Source organism: Streptomyces sp. CCM_MD2014 (assembly GCF_000772045.1).
GTDB lineage: Bacteria > Actinomycetota > Actinomycetes > Streptomycetales > Streptomycetaceae > Streptomyces > Streptomyces salinarius.
On sequence record NZ_CP009754.1, the window covers coordinates 7,616,058 to 7,636,376 of the forward strand.

18 protein-coding genes are annotated in these 20,319 nt (G+C 73.2%); 8 read left to right on the forward strand and 10 right to left on the reverse strand.

Annotated elements, in window-relative coordinates; translation table 11 throughout:
- Position 1: 1 nt before the first annotated feature.
- A complete protein-coding gene (locus tag NI25_RS34030) occupies positions 2-958 on the reverse strand; it encodes a carbohydrate ABC transporter permease (RefSeq protein ID WP_061447210.1) in 957 nt (318 codons plus the stop codon).
- 23 nt (positions 959-981) lie between these two features.
- A complete protein-coding gene (locus tag NI25_RS34035) occupies positions 982-2,268 on the reverse strand; it encodes an ABC transporter substrate-binding protein (RefSeq protein WP_061446146.1) in 1,287 nt (428 codons plus the stop codon).
- 284 nt (positions 2,269-2,552) lie between these two features.
- Here NI25_RS34035 and yicI point away from each other — a divergent pair, with 284 nt between their 5' ends.
- Complete coding sequence (gene yicI, locus NI25_RS34040) at positions 2,553-4,823, forward strand: alpha-xylosidase (RefSeq protein ID WP_061446147.1); 2,271 nt, start codon at positions 2,553-2,555, stop codon at positions 4,821-4,823.
- Between the two features lie 10 nt (positions 4,824-4,833).
- Here yicI and NI25_RS34045 read toward each other — a convergent pair whose 3' ends face one another.
- The 3 genes from NI25_RS34045 to NI25_RS34055 form a co-directional block, all read right to left on the reverse strand.
- Positions 4,834-6,036 carry a cysteine desulfurase-like protein gene (locus NI25_RS34045; protein ID WP_061446148.1) on the reverse strand — a complete coding sequence of 401 codons (1,203 nt, stop codon included), beginning with the start codon at positions 6,034-6,036 and terminating at the stop codon, positions 4,834-4,836.
- Positions 6,037-6,152: 116 nt separating this feature from the next.
- Positions 6,153-7,214: a hypothetical protein gene (locus NI25_RS34050; protein ID WP_061446149.1), complete on the reverse strand. Its 1,062-nt coding sequence runs from the start codon at positions 7,212-7,214 to the stop codon at positions 6,153-6,155.
- A gap of 11 nt (positions 7,215-7,225) precedes the next feature.
- Positions 7,226-7,828, reverse strand: coding sequence for a Dps family protein (locus NI25_RS34055; protein WP_061446150.1), 603 nt, complete (start codon positions 7,826-7,828; stop codon positions 7,226-7,228).
- A 224-nt stretch (positions 7,829-8,052) separates the two neighbouring features.
- Here NI25_RS34055 and NI25_RS34060 point away from each other — a divergent pair, with 224 nt between their 5' ends.
- Together NI25_RS34060 and NI25_RS34065 are read left to right on the forward strand one after the other, a co-directional pair.
- The gene (locus tag NI25_RS34060; protein ID WP_061446151.1) at positions 8,053-9,168 is read left to right on the forward strand and encodes a Gfo/Idh/MocA family protein; all 1,116 of its coding nucleotides are present in this window, start codon (positions 8,053-8,055) and stop codon (positions 9,166-9,168) included.
- A gap of 127 nt (positions 9,169-9,295) precedes the next feature.
- Positions 9,296-9,748 carry a phospholipase gene (locus NI25_RS34065; protein WP_061446152.1) on the forward strand — a complete coding sequence of 151 codons (453 nt, stop codon included), beginning with the start codon at positions 9,296-9,298 and terminating at the stop codon, positions 9,746-9,748.
- On the opposite strand, the gene NI25_RS34070 is transcribed toward NI25_RS34065, so the two are convergent.
- The 3 genes from NI25_RS34070 to NI25_RS34080 all read right to left on the reverse strand — a co-directional run bounded on the left by NI25_RS34070 (position 9,721) and on the right by NI25_RS34080 (position 13,187).
- Positions 9,721-10,365, reverse strand: a complete 645-nt coding sequence (locus NI25_RS34070; RefSeq protein ID WP_061446153.1) for a phosphatase PAP2 family protein — start codon at positions 10,363-10,365, stop codon at positions 9,721-9,723. The genes NI25_RS34065 and NI25_RS34070 overlap by 28 nt on opposite strands.
- A gap of 236 nt (positions 10,366-10,601) precedes the next feature.
- Positions 10,602-12,866, reverse strand: a complete 2,265-nt coding sequence (locus tag NI25_RS34075; RefSeq protein ID WP_061446154.1) for a heavy metal translocating P-type ATPase — start codon at positions 12,864-12,866, stop codon at positions 10,602-10,604.
- A gap of 87 nt (positions 12,867-12,953) precedes the next feature.
- Positions 12,954-13,187 (reverse strand): heavy-metal-associated domain-containing protein, encoded by a 234-nt coding sequence (locus NI25_RS34080; RefSeq protein WP_061446155.1) that lies wholly within the window; start codon positions 13,185-13,187, stop codon positions 12,954-12,956.
- A 189-nt stretch (positions 13,188-13,376) separates the two neighbouring features.
- Between NI25_RS34080 and NI25_RS34085 the strand changes: the two genes are divergently transcribed.
- On the forward strand, positions 13,377-14,345 hold the full coding sequence (locus tag NI25_RS34085; protein ID WP_061446156.1) for a hypothetical protein: 969 nt from the start codon (positions 13,377-13,379) through the stop codon (positions 14,343-14,345).
- Between the two features lie 26 nt (positions 14,346-14,371).
- Here the strand turns inward: NI25_RS34085 and NI25_RS34090 are convergent, their stop codons facing one another.
- A complete protein-coding gene (locus NI25_RS34090; protein WP_061446157.1) occupies positions 14,372-15,151 on the reverse strand; it encodes a DeoR/GlpR family DNA-binding transcription regulator in 780 nt (259 codons plus the stop codon).
- Positions 15,152-15,278: 127 nt separating this feature from the next.
- On the opposite strand from NI25_RS34090, the gene NI25_RS34095 reads away from it, so the two are divergent.
- Together NI25_RS34095 and NI25_RS34100 are read left to right on the forward strand one after the other, a co-directional pair.
- The gene (locus NI25_RS34095) at positions 15,279-16,160 is read left to right on the forward strand and encodes an SIS domain-containing protein (protein WP_061446158.1); all 882 of its coding nucleotides are present in this window, start codon (positions 15,279-15,281) and stop codon (positions 16,158-16,160) included.
- A 33-nt stretch (positions 16,161-16,193) separates the two neighbouring features.
- Positions 16,194-17,078 carry a class II fructose-bisphosphate aldolase gene (locus NI25_RS34100; RefSeq protein WP_061446159.1) on the forward strand — a complete coding sequence of 295 codons (885 nt, stop codon included), beginning with the start codon at positions 16,194-16,196 and terminating at the stop codon, positions 17,076-17,078.
- On the opposite strand, the gene NI25_RS34105 is transcribed toward NI25_RS34100, so the two are convergent.
- A complete protein-coding gene (locus tag NI25_RS34105; protein WP_061447211.1) occupies positions 17,068-18,204 on the reverse strand; it encodes a methyltransferase in 1,137 nt (378 codons plus the stop codon). The genes NI25_RS34100 and NI25_RS34105 overlap by 11 nt on opposite strands.
- A gap of 187 nt (positions 18,205-18,391) precedes the next feature.
- On the opposite strand from NI25_RS34105, the gene NI25_RS34110 reads away from it, so the two are divergent.
- Both NI25_RS34110 and NI25_RS34115 read left to right on the forward strand, forming a co-directional pair.
- Positions 18,392-19,042, forward strand: coding sequence for an alpha-ketoglutarate-dependent dioxygenase AlkB family protein (locus tag NI25_RS34110; protein WP_061447212.1), 651 nt, complete (start codon positions 18,392-18,394; stop codon positions 19,040-19,042).
- Between the two features lie 37 nt (positions 19,043-19,079).
- Complete coding sequence (locus tag NI25_RS34115) at positions 19,080-20,318, forward strand: ROK family protein (RefSeq protein ID WP_061446160.1); 1,239 nt, start codon at positions 19,080-19,082, stop codon at positions 20,316-20,318.
- The last annotated feature ends 1 nt before the right edge of the window (position 20,319 follow it).

A 20,319-nucleotide genomic window follows, 5' to 3' on the forward strand; every position in this document is an offset into this window, starting at 1 on the left:
GTCACTTCCCCTCGGTGCGGTTGGCCCGCAGGTAGAACACCGCGAACACGGCGGAGATCAGGATGAGTACGTTGCCGACCACGGCGCCCGCGCCGAAGTCCAGCTGGACGAACGAGTTCTGGTAGGTCAGGGTGCCCAGCGTCTGGGTCGCGTCGGCCGGGCCGCCGTCGGTCAGGGCGAGGATCAGGTCGAGGATCTTCACCGTCGACATGAAGCCCAGCACGAGGACGACCGTGACGACGGGCTTGAGCATCGGCAGGGTGACCGACCGGAAGGTCCGCCAGGCCGAGGCGCCGTCGAGCGCGGCCGCCTCGTGCAGCTCCTTCGGGATCTCCTGGAGACCGCCGTACAGGATGACCATGTTGAACGGGATGCCGATCCAGATGTTGACCAGGATGACCGACAGCAGGGCCATCCCGGGGCTGGTCAGCCAGGGCGTGTGACCACCGAGGCCGAGGGTGTCCAGGAACGAGTTGAGCACGCCGGTGTCCTGGTCGAGGATGCGGCGCCAGACGATGCCGGACACCACCATGGGCACCAGCCAGGGCAGCAGGATCAGCGAGCGCAGCACCCCGTTCAGCGGGAATCGGCGGCTGAAGAAGACGGCGAGCGCCAGGCCGATGCAGAACTGCCCCAGCAACGAGCCCGCCGTGAAGACGAGCGTGTGCCACAGGGCCTTGCCGAACAGGGCGTCCTGGAACACGTTGGACCAGTTGTCGGCGCCGTTGAAGGGCGCCTCGCCGGTGAAGAAGGTCTTCGGCGTGTAGTCCTGGAAGCTCATCACGACGTTGCGCACGAGCGGGTAGCCGAAGAACAGCAGCATGAAGACGACGGCGGGGGCGACGAACCCCCACTGGGCGAGCCTGCGGCGGCGCGCGATCCGGCCGGGGTCGGGCGCGGCGGGCGCCGTGGGCTTCTGCTCCGCGGGCGTCCGCGCGGCGACGGCGGACGTGGGCATGGGCGTGGTCATGGGGGCGTACCTCAGTTCCCGCTCGTGGCCCGCTGCTGGGCGCGCTTCAGGGCGGTCTCGCTGGACTGGCCGGTCAGGGCGGACTGGAAGGCGCTCTGCAGGGCGAGCGACACGCTCGACCAGCCCGCGCCGAGCTTCGCCGTCCGGGACCGGGCGACGGCCACCTGGTCGGCCAGGGAGTCCAGTTCGGGCACCTTCTCGCGCCAGACGGCCGCGGCCCTGGCGTTGGCCGGGACCATCCAGCTGTTGAGCGCGTAGGTCAGCTGCTCCTTCTCGCTCGACAGACAGGCGACGATCTTCCCTGCCGTCTTCTCCCGGGCCTCGTCACCGGTGTTGGGCACGGTGAGAACGGCACCGCCGAGCGGGCCCACCGAGTCGTCGCCCGCCTCGGGCACCGGGATCGGGGCGATGCCCCAGTGCAGCGACTTGTCGCCGTTGAGCGTCTCCACCTGCCACGGACCGTTGATCATCATCGCCGCGTTGCCGGCCATGAACTGGTCGTTGACGTCCGCCTGAGTCCAGTTGACCGTGGCCTTCGAGAGCGAACCGTCCTTCAGCAGGCTCTTCCAGTAGTCCAGGGCCTCGACCACCTCCGGGCCGTCCAGGTCCGTCTCGTCACCGCCGTTGGACCACATGAACGGCGTGAACTGGAAGACGCCGTCCTCCGCGCCGCCCGCGCTGAGCGCCAGGCCGTACCGCTTGCCCTGCGTCAGCCTCTTCGCCGTCTCCCGCAGTTCGGCCCAGGTGGTGGGCACCTTCACGCCCGCCTTGTCGAGGACGTCCTTGTTGTAGAAGAGGGCGAGGGTGTTCACGGAGCGGGCCGCGCCGTAGTACGTGCCCTTGTACGAGCCGAAGTCGACGATCCCGTCGGGGATGCCGTCGGTGCTCAGGCCGAGGGTCCTCAGGTCCACCAGGCCGCCCGCGTCGGCGAAGGTCGGCATCTCGGACGCGTCGAACTGCACGATGTCGGGCAGCGACTTGGACGACGCCATGCGCAGCGCCTTCGTCATCACCTGCGAGGCCGGGACGCTCTGCTGCTCGATGGTGACGCCCAGCTCCTTGCCGCAGCGGGCCATCGCCTCCGCGTCCCAGCGGTGGTACGACTCGTCGGTCGAGGAGTTCATCACGGTGTACGTGTCGGCGTCGCGCTGCTGTCCGCAGCCGGCCAGCGCCGCTCCGGCGACCAGCACGGACACGGCGGTGAACGGGGCGAGGACTCGGCGTGAGCGTCCTCGCCCGCGGCGCGTGGCAGCCGGAGGGTGTGCTGTCAAGGCGAGCGAGGTGAAGCGCTTCGACATGGTGCGGCCCTTGCTGTCGTACCGTCCGGCTTCCTTGCCGGACCGATTTGTTTGGTGTGATGACTAATACGTCACCGACCTGCTTCCGCGCTAGAGCAAAGTGGCCCCTCTCTCTCCGCTCCGTGCGGTGACGAAGTCGTTCTCTGGCGTGATAACTCCTGATCAGAGCGGCGTATGCATGGCAAACGCCTCGGCGCGGGGATTTGTCTTGTGTACGATCGCATCGCTGTGAGACGGCCTCCGTGCTCCCCATCCGACAGCTCCCGCCCCACCCGAGGAAGATCATGAAGTTCACCGACGGCTTCTGGCTCATCCGTGAGGGCGTGCATCTCTCGTACGCCACCGAGGTACGAGATGTACGCTCTGAATCGAAGCGCTTCACCGCCCATGCCGCCGTGAAGAAGGTGACGCGGAGGGGGGACACGCTCAACGCGCCGCTCCTCACGGTCGAATGCTTCTCTCCCGCCGAGGGCGTCATCGGCGTCCGCGTCACCCACCACGCCGGCAAGCGCCGGCCGGGCCCCGACTTCGCACTCACCGAGGCGGAGGACGGCGCCGGCGAGGTGCGCCAGGAGGGGACCGTCACCGAGCTGACCAGCGGCCCGCTCACCCTCCGCCTGGACCGCGAGGGTCCCTGGGGCCTCACCTTCCGCGACGCGGACGGACGCGAACTGACCCGCGCCGACGCCAAGAGCACCGCCTTCGCCACCACCGGCGACGGCGCCCACCACATGCTCGGCCGCCTCGCCCTCGGCGTCGGCGAGCAGATCTACGGCCTCGGCGAGCGCTTCACCCCGTTCGTCAAGAACGGCCAGGTCGTCGACATGTGGCAGGCCGACGGCGGCACCAGCAGCGAACAGGCGTACAAGAACATCCCGTTCTACCTCTCCTCGCGCGGCTACGGCGTCTTCGTCAACCACCCCGGCGCGGTCTCCTTCGAGGTCGGCTCCGAGTCCGTCGGCCAGGTGCAGTTCAGCGTCGAGGACCAGACGCTGGAGTACTACGTCGTCGCCGGGCCCACCCCGAAGGACGTCCTCACCCGCTACACCGCCCTCACCGGCCGCCCCGCCCTGCCGCCGGCCTGGTCCTTCGGCCTGTGGCTCACCACGTCCTTCACCACCTCCTACGACGAGCGGACGGTGACGTCCTTCGTGGACGGCATGGCCGAGCGCGGCATCCCGCTCTCGGTCTTCCACTTCGACTGCTTCTGGATGCGCGAGTACCAGTGGTGCGACTTCCAGTGGGACCCGGACGTCTTCCCGGACCCGGACGGCATGCTCGCCCGGCTCAAGGCCAAGGGACTCAAGGTCAGCGCCTGGATCAACCCCTACATCGCCCAGAAGTCCCCGCTGTTCGACGAGGCCGCCGCCCTCGGCCACCTGGTGCGCAGGCCGGACGGCGACATCTGGCAGTGGGACCTGTGGCAGGCCGGCATGGGCCTGGTCGACTTCACCAGCCCGGCCGCCCGCGACTGGTACGCCGGGAAGCTCAAGCCGCTGCTCGACCAGGGCGTGGACTGCTTCAAGACCGACTTCGGCGAGCGCGTCCCCACCGACGTGGTCTGGCACGACGGCTCCGACCCGGAGCGCATGCACAACTACTACACGCACCTGTTCAACCGCACCGTCTTCGAACTCCTGGAGAAGGAGCGCGGGCAGGGCGAGGCCGTCCTCTTCGCCCGCTCCGCGACCGCGGGCGGCCAGCAGTACCCCGTCCACTGGGGCGGCGACTGCTGGTCGTCCTTCGAGGCGATGGCCGAGTCACTGCGGGGCGGCCTGTCCCTGTCCCTGAGCGGCTTCGGCTTCTGGAGCCACGACATCGGCGGCTTCGAGGGCACGCCCGACCCGGCGGTCTTCAAGCGCTGGCTCGCCTTCGGCCTGCTCTCCTCGCACAGCCGGCTGCACGGCTCCTCGTCGTACCGGGTGCCGTGGGAGTTCGGCGAGGAGGCCGTGGACGTCGCCCGCCGCTTCACCCTCCTCAAGCACCGCCTGATGCCCTACCTGTACGGCGTCGCCGCCGAGGCCCACCGCACCGGCGTGCCCATGATGCGGCCGATGCTCCTGGAGTACCCCCACGACCCGGGCTGCCGGACGCTGGACCGCCAGTACATGCTCGGCTCCGACGTCCTGGTCGCGCCGGTCTTCACCGAGGACGGCGAGGTCGAGGTCTACCTCCCCGAGGGCACCTGGACCCACCTCCTGTCCGGCGAGCGCGTCTCCGGCCCGGCCTGGCGCACCGAACGGCACGGCTACGACAGCCTGCCGCTATACGTCCGCGAGGGCGCCGTCCTGCCGCTGGCCTCCGACGACCGGCGGCCCGACGGCGACTGGCTGGACGCCCCGACGCTGCTGGTCCACCCGAGCGCCGACGCCGGCTACGCGGCCGAGGTCACCGTGCCCGACCTGCTGGGCACCCCGGCCGCGACCTTCCGGGTGCGGCGCGAGGGAGACGTCCTGCGGGTCACCGCCGGCGGCACCGACCGCCCCTTCACCGTCCGGGTCGCGGGCGGCGCGAGCGCGGAGGGCGAAGGGGAGGTGACCGTACCGCTGTCGTGAGGCGGTGGGTTCAGCGGTCGAGGCCGGCCAGCGCGGTCAGGAGGCGGTCCACGTCGTCCGCGCTGGTGTAGGGCGCCAGTCCGACCCGGACGGCGCCCTCGTCGCCCAGGCCCAGGCGGCGCGAGGCCTCCAGGGCGTAGAAGGACCCGGCGGGCGCGTCGACGCCCCGCTCGGCGAGCTGCCGGTACACGTCGGCCGGGCGCAGGCCCGCCACGGTGAACAGCAGCGTCGGGGTGCGCCGGGCGGCCCGCGCGTACACGGTGACGCCGTCGAGACCGGCCAGCCCCTGCTCGATCCGCTCGCGGAGCACGCCCTCGTGGGCCTCCAGCGCGGCGAACGAGGCGACGAGCCGGTCCCTGCGCGTGCCGCGCGCCTCCGGCTCCAGCCCGGCCAGGAAGTCCACCGCGGCTCGCGCGCCGGCCAGCAGCTCGTACGGCAGCGTGCCCAGCTCGAAACGCTCGGGAACGGCGTCGCTGGAGGGCAGCAGCTTGTCCGGACGCAGGCTCTGGAGGAACTCCGGCCGGGCCGCGAGCACCCCCAGGTGCGGACCGAGGAACTTGTACGGCGAGCACACCAGCGTGTCCGCGCCGAGGGCCGACGGGTCGACGACGGCGTGCGAGGCGTAGTGCACCGCGTCGACGTGGCACAGCGCACCCACGCCGTGCGCCAGGCGGGCGATCGCCGGCAGGTCGGGCATGGTGCCGATCAGGTTGGAGGCGGCCGTCACCGCCACCAGCCTGGTGCGCGGGGAGAGCACCGCCTCGACGTGCTCGGGACGCAGTTCACCGGTGGCCGGGTCGAAGTCGGCCCACCGCGCGGTCGCGCCGGCCGCCTCCGCAGCCTGGACCCAGGGCCGGATGTTGGAATCGTGGTCCAGCCGGGTGACGACCACCTCGTCCCCGGGCCCCCACGACTTGGCCAGCGTCCGGGAGAGGTCGTAGGCGAGCTGGGTCGCGCTGCGGCCGAGGACGATCCCCCGCGGTTCGGTGCCCAGCAGGTCGGCCAGCGCGCCGCGGGCGTCCGCGACGATGCCGTCCGCGTTGCGCTCGCCCTCGGTCGTCCGGCCGCGGTTGGCCAGCGGGTTGGACAGTGCCTCGGCGATCGCGTCGATGACGGGCTGCGGGGTCTGGGTGCCGCCCGGCGCGTCGAAGCGGGCGGAGCCGGACTTGAGGGCGGGTATCTGCGCGCGGATCGCGTCGACGTCGAGGGCCATGTGCGCACTCCAAACGAAGGCGGGAGCTCCCGGAAGCAGGGGCTCCCGGACCCGGGGACTTTCGCCTCATGATCGCAGCAGGTCGCCGATCGGGACAGAGGTCCGCGACGGTCCGGTCAGGGCTCCTCCGCCCCCGTCGGATCCTTGTCGCGGCCACCGGGGTGCCGGTGCCGCCAGACCCAGAAGACCGTGCAGGACAGCAGCGCCCACCCGCCCAGCACGAGGAACGGGAACGCGTGCTGGTGACCCTGGAAGTACACCGCGGTGTGCTGCGCGTTGACCGAGCCGCCGGGCGGCAGCCACCGGCCGATCGTCCCCAGCGGGGAGGGCAGCAGGGGCCAGGACACCGCGCCGCCGGAGGAAGGGTTGCCGATGATCACCATCAGGCCCCAGGTGGGCAGCATCGCCCAGCGGCCGAACAGGGTGTTGAACATGGTGAAGACCATGCCGGACACGAACATCGTGAGCGCCAGGATGAGCCACGACTCGGCGAACGGAAGGTTCAGCGCGCCCAGCAGCCAGTCCACCGTGGCGGCGATGACGAACCCGCCGAGCAGCGCGTAGGCCGCCGTGAACAGGATGCGCTCGAACGGCGTGAGCGAGCGCGCGTGCACGCTCAGCTGGATCGCCCCGACGAAACCGATGATCACGGCGGCCAGGGAGATGTAGAAGATCGCCAGTCCGCGCGGGTCGCCCTCCTGCAACGGGTTGACGTCCCGGACGGTGACCCGGACACCGAGCCTCTTCCCCACGGCCGGTGCCGTTTGCGAGAGCAGTTCGGCGACCGACGAGCCCGACGCGCCGGACACGTCGAGAGCGGCGGTCCGCCCGTCGTCGCGCAGCTCGAAGACCGCGAAGACCTCCTGCTGCTCGATCGCCTCGCGGGCCGCGGCGAGGGTCTCGTAGGGATGCACCTTCACCGAGGTGTCCAGCGCCTTCTCCAGGCCGCGAAGATAGGCCTGGGCGCCCGCCTTCTCGTACGAGCCGACCACGGCCGTGGGGATCAGGCGCGGCGTCGGGTTCGCCATCGAGTAGGTGTACGAGCCCGCGAAGAGACCCGCGGCGGCCGCGAGGATCAGCACCAGGACGGTGGCCGGCCAGAACGGCGACCGCCGGAACGCGGACCACCGTCCGCGCTCCGGTGAGCTGTCGTCGGTGTCCTGGGACGTGTGTGCCATGTCCGAGGGCGTCAGGAGTGGACCAGCGGCGTGTCCACGAGGTGTTCCGCCACGAACCACGCCTGGAGTTCGTTGGTGCGCACGACCTCGGAGACCAGGAGGTCGTTGGTGCCGTCGTCCCCGTACTCCTGGGTGCGGGCCGCCGCGTCGTGGCACTCGGTCAGGATCAGCTCGTGCGCCTCCAGCAGCCGGGAGAGCATCGACGGCACCTCCTCCACCCCGTCCGGCGGGCGCGGCACGGTGGTGATCTCGGCGACGTGCCGGGGGTCGCCCACCGCGACACCGCCGAGCGTCTGGACGCGTTCGGCGACGGTGTCGATCAGCTCCAGCTGTTCGCCGGCGTGCTTGTCGAGCAGCAGGTGCAGTTGGTAGAACGTCGCCCCGCGCATCAGCCAGTGGTACTTCTTGTACAGGTCGTGCAGGATCCGGGTGTCGGCCAGGACCTTGTTGAGCCGCTGGCAGGAGTAGAGGCGGGTCTCCATGCTGAGCGCGACGGGGAACTGCTTGACGGTGCCGAACTCCTGAATGGTCCGGCCCTTCTGGTGCAGCCAGGGCTGGCTGCCGTCCGACCGCTGCTCCGCGGACGACGAGGGATTCGGCTTCGGGGAACTCACGCCTGGACTCCTTCCGGAGAGGACTGAAGGGCGGACCGGCGCTGAACGCCGGCCCCGGTCCCCCCGCGACAGTCGACCAGCCGTGCGCCCGGCCCGCAAACGGTGGGGGTTGTCCGGGCCATCGCCGTCCGCCTATGGTCGACCCTGCTTGAAAGCGCTTTCTATCGACGGGGCGCCGCGCGGCACGGTGTGCGCGTGCGCCACGCAGTCCGAGGGAGGACCGCATGTCCCCACGCCCCGCCCGCCGCCGGGTCGCGGTGATCGGTACCGGTGCCATCGTCACCGGCGGCCACCTGCCCGCTCTCGCCGCCCACGCCGACCGCACCGAGCTGGTGGCCGCCGTCGACGTGGACCCCGCGCGGCTCGACGCGTTCCGCGCGCAGGCGCCCGGCGACATCGCCGGGTACGCGTCGACGGGCGCCATGCTGGCCGCCGTACGCCCCGACCTCGTGCTCGTCGGCACTCCGCCGGCCCTGCACCGGGAGCAGACGGTGGCCGCGCTCGAGGCGGGCGCCTGGGTGCTGTGCGAGAAGCCGCTGTGCCTCTCCCTCGCCGAGTACGACGCCGTCGCGGCGGCCGAGAAGGCGTCCGGTGCGTACGCGTCCGTGGTCTTCCAGCACCGGTACGGATCCGGCGCCGCGCACGCCCGCGAGCTGATCGCGAGCGGCGAGCTGGGGGCCCCGCTGGTCGCCCACTGCCAGACGACCTGGCACCGCGACGCCGCCTACTACGCGGTGCCGTGGCGCGGACGCTGGTCCACCGAGGGCGGCGGCCCGACCATGGGCCACGGCATCCACCAGTACGACCTGCTGCTCCATCTGCTGGGCCCCTGGGCCGAGATACGGGCCATGGCGTCGCGCCTGGTGCACGACACCGAGAGCGAGGACGTCTCCACCGCCCTGGTGCGCTTCGAGAGCGGGGCACTCGCGACCGTCGTCAACAGCGTGCTCTCCCCGGACGAGACGAGCCGCATACGCGTCGACTGCGCCGACGCCACGGTCGAGTTGACCCACCTGTACGGGCATCGCAACGACGACTGGGCCTACACCCCGGCCCGGCACGTCGCCCCCGAACGCGCCGCCGCCTGGCGCACTCCGCCCGCCGACGTGCCCAGCTCGCACACGGCCCAGCTCGGCGCCGTACTGGACGCCTGGGACGCCGGCAGCCGGCCGCCCGGCAGCGGCCCGGAGGCCCGCGCCACGCTGGAGTTCGCCGCGGCCCTGTACAAGGCGGCGTTCAGCGGGCGGCCGGTGCGGGCCGGTGAGATCGCTCCCGGCGACCCGTACTACGCCGCCATGCACGGTGAGCACCCCGACTGGGCGCCGGGAGAACGCGCGTAGCGCGCCAAAGCCGTAATGTTCACAGGGAGTTGGGCCATCTGAGGTGTGAACAGGTGACCCCGGTGCGCATCATCTTGACATGAACCTGCGGCCCGAGGGGCGGGCCGCAGCCTCATGGAGGTGTGGGATGCACCGCAGACTCGCCACCGGACTCACCGCCGCCGCGCTGGCCGTGACCACCGTCGTCGCCACCGCCGCGGCCGCCGACGCCGCTCCTTCCGACAAGGCCCAGGTGCTCGCCAGTTGGACGCAGACCAGCGCGTCCAGCTACAACGCCTGGACCGCCGCGCGGGCGGACAAGTCCGCCTGGTCCGCCTACGGGTTCGACTGGACCACCGACTACTGCTCCTCCTCGCCGGACAACCCGTTCGGCTTCCCCTTCAGCACCTCCTGCGCACGGCACGACTTCGGCTACCGCAACTACAAGGACGCGGGCACCTTCGACGCCAACAAGTCCCGCCTCGACAGCGCCTTCTACGAGGACCTCAAGCGGGTCTGCGCCCGCTACGGCGGCGCCACCAAGACCGCCTGCGACAGCACGGCCTGGACGTACTACCAGGCGGTGAAGGTGTTCGGCTGACGGGGCGCCGCCGCCAGCGCGGCCGCCGCGCTGGCGATGCCCAGGACGGCGCCCGCGGCGACGTCACCGGGGTAGTGCACGCCGGTGTGGACCCGGGAGTAGCCGACGGCGCTCGCCAGCGCGCCGAGCGGAACGGCGGCCTCGGGCAGGACGACGCCGACGGCCGTGGCGAACGCGACCGCCGCGGCCGTGTGCCCGGACGGGAACGACGCCGACGCGGGCATGGGCACGTACCGGTCCACCGTCACCCGCGCCGCCTCCCGGTCCGGCCGCGCCCGGTGCACCAGGCGTTTGCCCAGCAGGTTCGTCGAGGCCGAGGCCACGGCGACCGCGCCCACCCCGACGAGGGCAGCCCGCCGGGCCCGGCCCCCGCCCAGCGCGAGCGCGGCCGCGATCCCCAGCGAGACCTTCGAGCGGTCCGCGGCGTGGGACAGGCGCCGCAGGGCGCGGTCGAGCGTGGGCGTGGGCGTGGCGGCCACCGCCGCGTACAGCGCGCCGTCCACGGCACGCAGATCGGCGAGCACGGCCGCGACGGTCCGCCTGCGAGCGGGTCCGGGAGCGGGAGCCGGCGCGAGCGGGCCGCGGGTGTCGCCGTCGGCGTTGGTCGGTTCGGTCATGTGCTTCTGCTCCGCGGGGAGACGGGACCCTGACCATGCTGGCCGCGCCCGGACCCGACGGCGCGTGGGCAGGGCCCGTCCGGGGGACCGGCGGCGGGAGCGGTCCCGGCTGGGCGGTGCGGTCCCGGCCGGGCGGTGCGGTCCGAGCGGGCGGCGCGGTACGACCGGGCGCACGACGCCGAGCCGCCGGCCGACTCCCTGCGGGTCGGCCGGCGGCTCGGCATCGTGGTGGCGGGTCAGTCCCCGGCTCTGAAGCCCCGCAGCCGCAGGCTGTTGCCGACGACGAAGACGGAGGAGAAGGCCATGGCGGCTCCGGCGATCATCGGGTTGAGGAGTCCGGCCGCGGCGAGCGGCAGAGCGGCGACGTTGTAGGCGAAGGCCCAGAACAGGTTGGACTTGATGGTGCCGAGGGTCCTGCGGGCGAGCCGGATGGCGTCGGCGGCCGCGCGCAGGTCGCCGCGTACGAGGGTGAGGTCGCCGGCCTCGATGGCGGCGTCGGTGCCGGTCCCCATGGCGAGCCCCAGGTCGGCCTGGGCGAGCGCGGCGGCGTCGTTGACGCCGTCCCCGACCATCGCCACCGAACGCCCCTCGTCCTGGAGGCGCTTGACGACATCGACCTTGTCCTCGGGCATGACCTCGGCGACGACGTGCTCGGCGTCGATGCCGACCTCGCGGGCGACGGAGCGGGCCACCGCCTCGTTGTCACCGGTCAGCAGGACCGGCGTCAGGCCCAGGGCGCGCAGCCGGGCGATCGCCTCGGCGCTGGTGTCCTTGACCGCGTCGGCGACCTCCAGGACCGCGCGGGTCTCGCCGTCCCAGGCGACGGTGATCGCGGTGCGGCCGGCCGCCTCCGCCTCGGCCTTGGCGCGGGCCAGACCGGCGGGCAGTTCCATGGCCCACTCGGTGAGCAGCTTCTCACGGCCGACCAGGACCGCGTGGCCCTCGACGACGCCCTGGACACCGAGACCGGGGACGTTGGCGAAGTCCTCGGGGGCGGGCAGAGCACCGACCCGTTCGGCGGCCCCCGCGGCCACCGCCCGGGCGATCGGGTGCTCGGAGGCGTGCTCCAGCGCGCCCGCCAGCCGCAGCACTTCGCTCTCCTCGGCGTTGCCGGCGGTGTGCACGGCGAGCAGCGTCATGCGGCCGGTGGTGACGGTGCCGGTCTTGTCGAGGACGACGGTGTCGACCTTGCGGGTGGACTCCAGGACCTCGGGGCCCTTGATGAGGATGCCGAGCTGGGCGCCGCGCCCGGTGCCGACCATCAGCGCGGTCGGGGTGGCGAGCCCCAGGGCGCAGGGGCAGGCGATGATCAGGACGGCCACGGCGGCGGTGAACGCGGCGGTCAGCCCGGAGCCGTTGCCGATCCAGAAGCCCAGGGTCGCCAGTGCCAGGGCGATGACGACGGGGACGAAGACGCCGGAGACGCGGTCGGCGAGCCGCTGGGCGGCGGCCTTGCCGTTCTGCGCGTCCTCGACCAGCCGCGCCATCCGCGCCAGCTGGGTGTCCGCGCCGACCCGCGTCGCCTCGACCACCAGCCGGCCGCCGGCGTTCAGGGTGGCCCCGGTGACACCGTCGCCCACGCCGACCTCGACCGGGACGGACTCGCCGGTGAGCATCGACGCGTCGACGGCCGAGGTGCCCTCGACGACCGTGCCGTCGGTGGCGATCTTCTCGCCGGGACGGACCAGGAAACGGTCCCCGGCCTTCAGCTCGCCGACCGGGATGCGCTCCTCACGCCCGTCCCGCAGCACGGTCACGTCCTTGGCGCCCAGTTCCAGCAGGGCCTTGAGCGCGGCGCCGGCCTTGCGCTTGGAACGGGCCTCGAAGTAGCGGCCGGCCAGGATGAAGGCGGTCACCCCGGCGGCGGCCTCCAGGTAGATGTTCCCGGCGCCGTCACCGCGGGCGATCGTCAGCTCGAAGGGGTGCGTCATGCCGGGTGTGCCCGCGCTGCCGAAGAACAGCGCCCACAGCGACCACAGGAAGGCGGCCGACGTGCCGACCGAGATCAGGGTGTCCATGGTGGCCGCACCGTGCCGGGCGTTGGTGAACGCGGCCTTGTGGAAGGGCCAGGCGGCGTAGGTCACCACCGGCGCCGCGAGGGCCAGCGACAGCCACTGCCAGTACTCGAACTGCAGCGCCGGCACCATCGCCATCGCGATGACCGGAACCGCCAGCACCACGGCCGTGACCAGCCGCTCCCGCAGGGGCCGCAGCTCGTCGGCGGGCTCGGCGCCCTCCGCGCCGGGCGCGGGCTCGGCCCGGACCGGCTCGGGCTCACGGGCCGTGTACCCGGTCGCCTCGACGGTGGCGATCAGCTCCGGGACCGAGACGTCGCCGGCGTAGCTGACCTTGGCCTTCTCCGTCGCGTAGTTGACGGTGGCGGTGACCCCGTCCATCCGGTTGAGCTTCTTCTCGATCCGGGCGGCGCACGAGGCACAGGTCATGCCGCCGATGGCGAGTTCCACCTCGGCTGGTGCGCTGGTCGTACGGGTGGTGGTCATGGCTGCTCCTGATGCGGGGGCCGTCGGCCGGGACCCGGCGTGCGGGTCCCGGCCGTGCGGCGGGTCGACTGGGGAGTGCGGGCCGGGTCAGACGCGGCCGGTCAGCTCGTAGCCGGCCTCGTCGACGACCTCGGCGATCGCGGCGTCGTCCGGCTCGGCGGCGGAGGTCACGGTGACGCGGCCGGTGTCGAGCGCGACGTCGACACCGGTGACACCGTCCAGCTCGCCGATGACCCGGGTGAGCGTCGCGCTGCAGTGACCGCAGGTCATGCCGGCGACGGCGTACGTGGTGGTGGCGGGGGCGGTGGTGTTCGAGGACATGGCTTCCTCCGGTCAAGGGTGATGGATACGGGGCGGGGGTATCTCCCGTCCGGTCTCCATGTATACCCCTGGGGGGTACCGAACGCAAGCTGCTCCATGTCTTGACTAGGTACCCCCTAGGGGTATGGTGAAGTGCATGGAACGGCCTCCGGCTGAGCCGGGGACCCGGAATTCGAGGAGACGACCGCCATGCACACCGGACTGAGGATCACCGCGTTCGCCGCCGCGCTGGCCGCGACCTTCGGCACCGCCTACGGGGTGGGCAGGGGAGTGGACCCGATCGTCGCGCGGAGCGAATCCGCGCCGCACGACGGGCACGGTGAGTCATCGGAGCGACCACAGCAGAGGGAGCGTCACGGAGGGCACGGGGGCACTCCGGCCGGCGGCCTGGAGATCTCCGCGAACGGTTACACCCTCGATCTCGCCACCCCGCGCCTCGCCGCCGGTCGGCACACCGAACTGCGCTTCACGATCCGGGACGCGAGCGGCGCGGCGCTGACCGCGTACCAGCGGGAGCACGACAAGGAACTCCACCTCGTCATCGCCTCGCGCGACCTGGTCACCTACCGCCACCTGCACCCCACCCGCGCCGCCGACGGCACCTGGAGCACCCCCGTCGAACTGCCCGAGGCGGGCGGCTACCGCGTCTTCGCCGACTTCACCCCGGCGGGCGAGGGTGCGCAGAACCTCACCCTGGGCGCGGACCTCGCCGTCTCCGGACCCTACGAGCCCGCTCGGCCGCCGGCCCTCAGCGGCATCGCCCGCACCGACGGCTACCAGGTCGAACTCGCCGGCGCCCTGCGCCCCGGCAAGGCGAGCGAGCTGAAGCTGAAGGTGTCCCGCGCCGGCGAACCCGTCGACGACCTCCAGCCCTACCTGGGCGCATACGGCCACCTGGTCGCCCTGCGCTCCGGCGACCTCGCCTACCTCCACGTCCACCCGAACGGCGAACCCGGCGACGGCACCACCGAGCCCGGTCCGGAGATCTCCTTCACGGCCACCGCGCCCAGCGGCGGCACCTACCGCCTCTTCCTCGACTTCCGGCACGGGGGCGAGGTCCGCACCGCGGCGTTCACCGTGCGCGCCGGATCGACTCCGGGGGCGCGGGAGTCGGCCCCGGCCACCGCGCCGGAGCACTCCGACGGCCACGGGCACTGAGCGGCGGCGCCGTCACCCGGGGGCCCTCAGGCCGTGACGACCCGCACTCCTGCCTCCTCGAACCCCCGCACCAGCTCCGGGTCGGCCGCCCCGTCCGTCACCAGCGTGTCGACCGACTCGGTCGCGCAGATCCGGGCGAACGCCCGTCGGCCCAGCTTGCTGGAGTCGGCGGCCACGACCACCCGCTCGGCGCGCTCGCACAGCAGCCGGTTGATCGCGGCCTCCGCCTCGTCGTGCGCCGCGGCACCGTGCGCGACGTCGAAGGCGACGACGCCCAGCACCGCCACGTCGAGCGTCACCTGGCCCAGCACCCCGTCCGCGAGCGGCCCGATCAGCTCGTACGACTGCGCCCGGGCCACCCCGCCGGTCACCACGATCTTGAACTGCGGCCGGACCGCCAGCTCGTTGGCGATGTTGAGCGCGTTGGTGACCACGGTCAGTGCGGGGGTGCCGGAAGCCAGGTCGGAGCGCACGGCCAGGGCGCGCGCCACCTCGGTGGTGGTGGTGCCCCCGGTCAGCCCCACCGCCTCGCCGGGCGCCACCAGGGCGGCGACCGCCTGCGCGACGCGCTGCTTCTCCGAGGCGCGGCGGGCGGTCTTGTAGCGCAGCGGCAGTTCGTACGACACCCCGTGCACCACCGCGCCCCCGCGCGTGCGCACGAGCATCTGCTGCTCGGCGAGCCGGTCGAAGTCGCGGCGGATCGTCGCGGCCGAGACCTCCAGCTCCGTCGCCGCCTCCTCGACGTCCAGCCGGCCGCGCTCGACGAGCAGCTCCAGCAGCGCCTTCCAGCGGGCGTCGCGCGACATCCGCGCCTCCGTTCCTCGATCTCCGCCGACCCTAGCGCACCGCAGCGTTCCCCGAATTGCTTGATTGTGCTTGAAAGCTCGCTATATCTTGCAGGAACAATCAGTCTGTGTTCCGGGAGTGTGCGACATGACGTACGTCGAGGACGAGCTCAACAGCCAGCCCGAGTGCTGGACGCGCGCCGCCGAGGAGGCGGCACGCCACACGGCGGCGTTGCCAACGGCGGGGGAGCGGGTGGCGATCGTGGGGTGCGGCACCTCGTACTTCATGGCGCAGTCGGCCGCGGCCCTGCGCGAGGACGCGGGCCTCGGCGAGACGGACGCCTTCGCGGCGTCCGAGTTCCCGCGCGGGCGGGCGTACGACCGGGTCGTGGCCCTCACCCGCTCCGGTACCACCACGGAAGTACTGGAACTGCTCTCGGAGCTGAAGGGCCGCACGCGCACCGTCGCGCTCACCGCCGATCCGGGGACGCCCGTCATGAGCGCCGCCGACGACGTGGTCGTACTCGACTTCGCCGACGAACGGTCCGTGGTGCAGACGCGGTTCGCGACGACCGCGCTCACGCTGCTCCGCGCCCACCTCGGCCTGCACACCGACGCGGTCGTCGCCGACGCCCGCGCCGCACTCGCGGCCGGGCTTCCCGAAGGGCTCGTGGAGCGTACCCAGTTCACCTTCCTCGGCCGGGGCTGGACCGTCGGGCTGGCCAACGAGGCCGGGCTCAAGATGCGCGAGGCCTCCCTGTCCTGGACCGAGGCCTACCCGGCGATGGAGTACCGGCACGGCCCCATCAGCATCAGCACCGCGGGCACGGCGACCTGGATGTTCGGCGAGGCGCCGCACGGTCTGGCCGAGCAGGTCCGCGACACCGGCGCGATGTGGGTGCCGGGCGAGCTGGACCCGCTGGCCGAACTGGTCCGCGCCCAGCGGCTGGCCGTCGCCGTCGCCGCCGCCCGGGGGCTCGACCCGGACCGGCCGCGCCACCTGACCCGCTCGGTGATCCTCGCCCCCTGAACCGCCGCCCGACGCCCGGGAAGGAACCAGACCGTGCCCCTCGCCACCACCGGCGACCTGGTCGGCCGTGCCGCGGCCGGCCGCTCGGCCGTCGCCGCCTTCAACGTCATCACCCTGGAGCACATCGAGGCCGTCGTCGCCGGCGCCGAGTCCGTGCGGATGCCCGTCGTCCTCCAGGTCAGCGAGAACGCCGTGAAGTACCGCTACGGCCGCCTGCTGCCCCTGGCCCGCGCGGCCGTCGCCGCCGCCGAGGGCGCCGCCGTGCCCGTCGCCCTGCACCTCGACCACGTTCAGAGCGACGGCCTGCTGCGCCAGGCCCCGGACGCCGGGTTCAGCTCCGTGATGTACGACGCCGCCCGGCTGCCGTACGCCGAGAACCTCGCGGCGACCCGGGCCGCCGCCGACTGGGCGCACGCCCAGGGGCTGTGGATCGAGGCCGAGTTGGGGGAGGTCGGCGGCAAGGACGGCGCCCCGCCGCTCGACGCCCACGCCCCCGGTGCCCGCACCGACCCCGCCGAAGCACACGCCTACGTCGCCGACTCCGGCGTGGACGCCCTGGCCGTCGCCGTCGGCAGCTCGCACGCCATGACCACGCGCACCGCGGCCCTCGACCACGACCTGCTCAAGGAGCTGTCCGGCGCCCTGGACGTGCCGCTCGTGCTGCACGGCTCCTCGGGCGTCCCCGACGGCGAACTCGCCGCGGCCGTCGCGGGCGGCATCGCCAAGGTCAACGTCGGCACCGCGCTCAACATCGCCATGACCGGCGCGATCAGGGAGCACCTCGCCGCCCGTCCCGAGGCGGTCGACTCGCGCGGCTACCTCACCGCGGGGAGGGAGGCCATGGTCCGGACGGTGGCGACGCTCCTCCAGGTGGTGGCCCGGACCGCGGCCGTACCCCTGCCTCCCGCTACTCCTTGACCGCCTTCAGCACCACGAACTTCCGGTCGCCCGCCACCAGCCGGCTGTTGCCGAACAGGCGCCGCAGCTTGACGTGGTAGCCCAGGTGCCGGTTGCCGACCACCCACAGTTCGCCGCCGGGGCGCAGCACCCGCCGCGCCCCGGTGAACATCCGCCACGCCGTCGCGTCGGTCGTCGCCTGGTGGGAATGGAAGGGCGGGTTGTTCAGCACCAGGTCGACACTGCCGTCCGGCACCCCGGCCAGCCCGTCGCCGACCCGGAACTCCGCCTGGCCCGCCACCTCGTTCGCCCGGTACGTCGCTTCGGCCGAGGCCACGGCCTGGAACGACTCGTCGGTGAACAGCACCTCGGCGTCCGGGTCGGCCAGCGCCACCGCCGTACCGACCACGCCGTTGCCGCAGCCGAGGTCCACCACCCGCCCGAAGCCCCCGGGGTCCGGCAGGTGCCGCAGGAAGAAGCGGGTGCCGATGTCGAGGCGGTCGGCGCAGAAGACACCGGCGTGGTTGACGACGGGCCGGCCGGACAGGAGCGGTCCGACGTCGTCGGGGAGCCGGTAGCGGAGCGGCCAGGGGTTGGCCGGCCGCTTCAGCGCCGGATCGGGCTCCGCGAAGATCAGCCGGGCCTTCTTCACGGCAAGGGACGTCCGGGTCGGGCCGACGATCCGCTCGAACAGCCGGAGCGTCGAGGTGTGGATCTCCTTCACCATCCCGGTGCCGACCACGACCGTGCCCTCGTGCAGCGCGGGCGCCAGCCGCAGCAGCTGGTCCTCCAGCAGCGCCAGGCTCTTCGGCACCCGCACCAGCAGCACGTCCACGCGGTCCGGCGGCGGGTCCTGCGTGGTGAGCAGGCCGACCGAGCCCGGCTCGACGCCGCCGCGCTCCAGATTGGCCCGTGTCGCCTCCCGGGCGAGGTGCGAGTCGGTGATCTGCACCGGACGGTGCGCCGCCAGCGCCGTCACCAGGGCTCCCCAGCGGTCGCCGACGACCACGACCGTGCCGTCCAGAGCCACGTCGCGCTCCGCGAGGTGCCCGAGCAGGTACTCGTCGGAGGCGTCCCAGGCACGGAGCCGGTCACGCGCGTCCTCGGGGTAGCGGGACAGCACGTGCTCGCCCCACGGGGTGGTCATACGGTCGCCGCCGTCGCCGCGGTCGTTCGTGCGGCGGTCGTTCGCGCGGTGGTCGTTCGTGCCCGGGCCGTTCGTGCGGCGGTCCTTCGTGCTGCGGTCGTTCATCGTGTGCCCAGGCTAGCCGAGCCCCGGCTCGGCGCCGGTCGCGCCCGGCAGGGCGGCGGGGGCCGGAGGCATGATGGGCGGCATGGACGCCGAGCTGTTTCCCCGGGGCCGTACCGAGACCGCACCCGGCGCCGTGCACGTGCCGGACTGGCTGGCCTCGGAACGGCAGCGCGAGCTGCTGGACGCCTGCCGCGGCTGGGCGCGCCCGCCCGCCGGACTGCGCACGGTGCGCACCCCCGGCGGCGGCACCATGACCGCCCGGCAGGTCTGCCTCGGCCGGCACTGGTACCCGTACGGCTACGCACCCACCGCCGTCGACGGCGACGGTGCCCCCGTCAAGCCGTTCCCGGCATGGCTCGACGGCCTCGCCCGCCGCGCGGTGACCGAGGCGCTCGGCCCCGACGTGCTGTCGCCGGAGCCGTACGACATCGCGCTGATCAACTTCTACGACGCCGACGCCCGCATGGGCATGCACCGCGACGCGGACGAGCGCTCCGGCGCCCCCGTGGTCTCCCTGAGCCTCGGCGACACCTGCGTCTTCCGCTTCGGCAACCCCGAGACCCGTGCCCGCCCCCACGACGACATCGAGCTGCGCAGCGGCGACCTGTTCGTCTTCGGCGGCCCGTCCCGGCTCGCGTACCACGGGGTGCCGAGGGTGCACCCGGGCACCGCGCCGCCCGAGTTGGGGCTCACCGGGCGGCTGAACATCACGCTCCGGGTCAGTGGGCTCTAGGCACCCGCGCGGGACGGATCATGGGAGACTCCCCCTCATGAGCGGCAAGGCGGACCCCCGGGCGGCGGGGGAAGGGACCACCTCGAGGACGCGGCTGGACCGGGGGCGCGGCGCGCTGGGACCCGCGCTGGAGCTCGTGCACACCGGACGCGCCCCCACCCGGGCCGTCCTCACCGCCGAACTGGGCGTGACCCGGGCCACGGCCGGCGCGGTCGCCGCCGAACTGGAGGCGCTCGGCCTGATCCGGGTGGACGCCCGGCCCGGCGCGGCGGCCGGCTCGCAGGGCCGCCCCTCGCACCGCCTCTCGGTCGCCGAGGACGGGCCCGTCGCCCTCGCCGCCCAGATCCACGCCGACGGCTTCCGCGCCGCCCTGGTCGGTCTCGGCGGCCGGATCGTCGCCACCGCGCCCGGCTGCGAGGTCGTCGACGCCGACCCGGCGAAGGTGCTGGGTTCCGTCGTCGAGGCGGGTACGGAGCTCCTGCGGGAGACCGGGCGGCGCTGCGTCGGCGCCGGGCTCGCCGTGCCGTCCGCCGTCGCGGAACCGGAGGGGCTGGCCCTGAACCCGCTGCACCTGGCGTGGCCCGCGGGCGCGCCCGTGCGGGAGATCTTCGCGCAGCAGGTGCGTGCCGCCGGGATCGAGGGACCCGCGTTCGCCGCCAACGACGTCAACCTCGCCGCCCTCGCCGAGCACCGCCACGGCGCCGGACGCGGCGCCCGCGACCTGCTGTGCGTGGCCACCGGCCACCGCGGGGTCGGCGGCGCCCTGGTCCTCGACGGCCGTCTGCACACCGGCAGTTCGGGACTCGCCCTGGAGGTCGGCCACCTCGCCGTCAACCCCGAGGGCCGCCCCTGCCACTGCGGCAGCCGCGGCTGCCTGGACGTCGAGACCGACCCGCTGGCCTTCCTCACGGCGGCCGGGCGCGCACCGGGACCCGAGGTGTCCCTGCTCCAGCAGTCCTACGACCTGATCCGCGAGCACTACGCCGACCCGGCCGTCCGCACCGCCGCCGAGACCCTCATCGACCGCCTGGGCCTGGGCCTCGCGGGTCTGGTGAACATCCTCAACCCGGACCGCATCATCCTCGGCGGACTGCACCGGGCGCTGCTCGACGCCGACCCGGAGCGGCTGCGCGCGGTCGTCGCCGGGCGCAGCCTGTGGGGTCAGAGCGGAGGTGTCCCGATCCTGCCCTGCGGGCTGGACCACAACAGTCTGGTCGGCGCCGCCGAGCTGGCCTGGCAGCCGGTCCTGGACGACCCGCTGGGCGTACCGGCGTAGC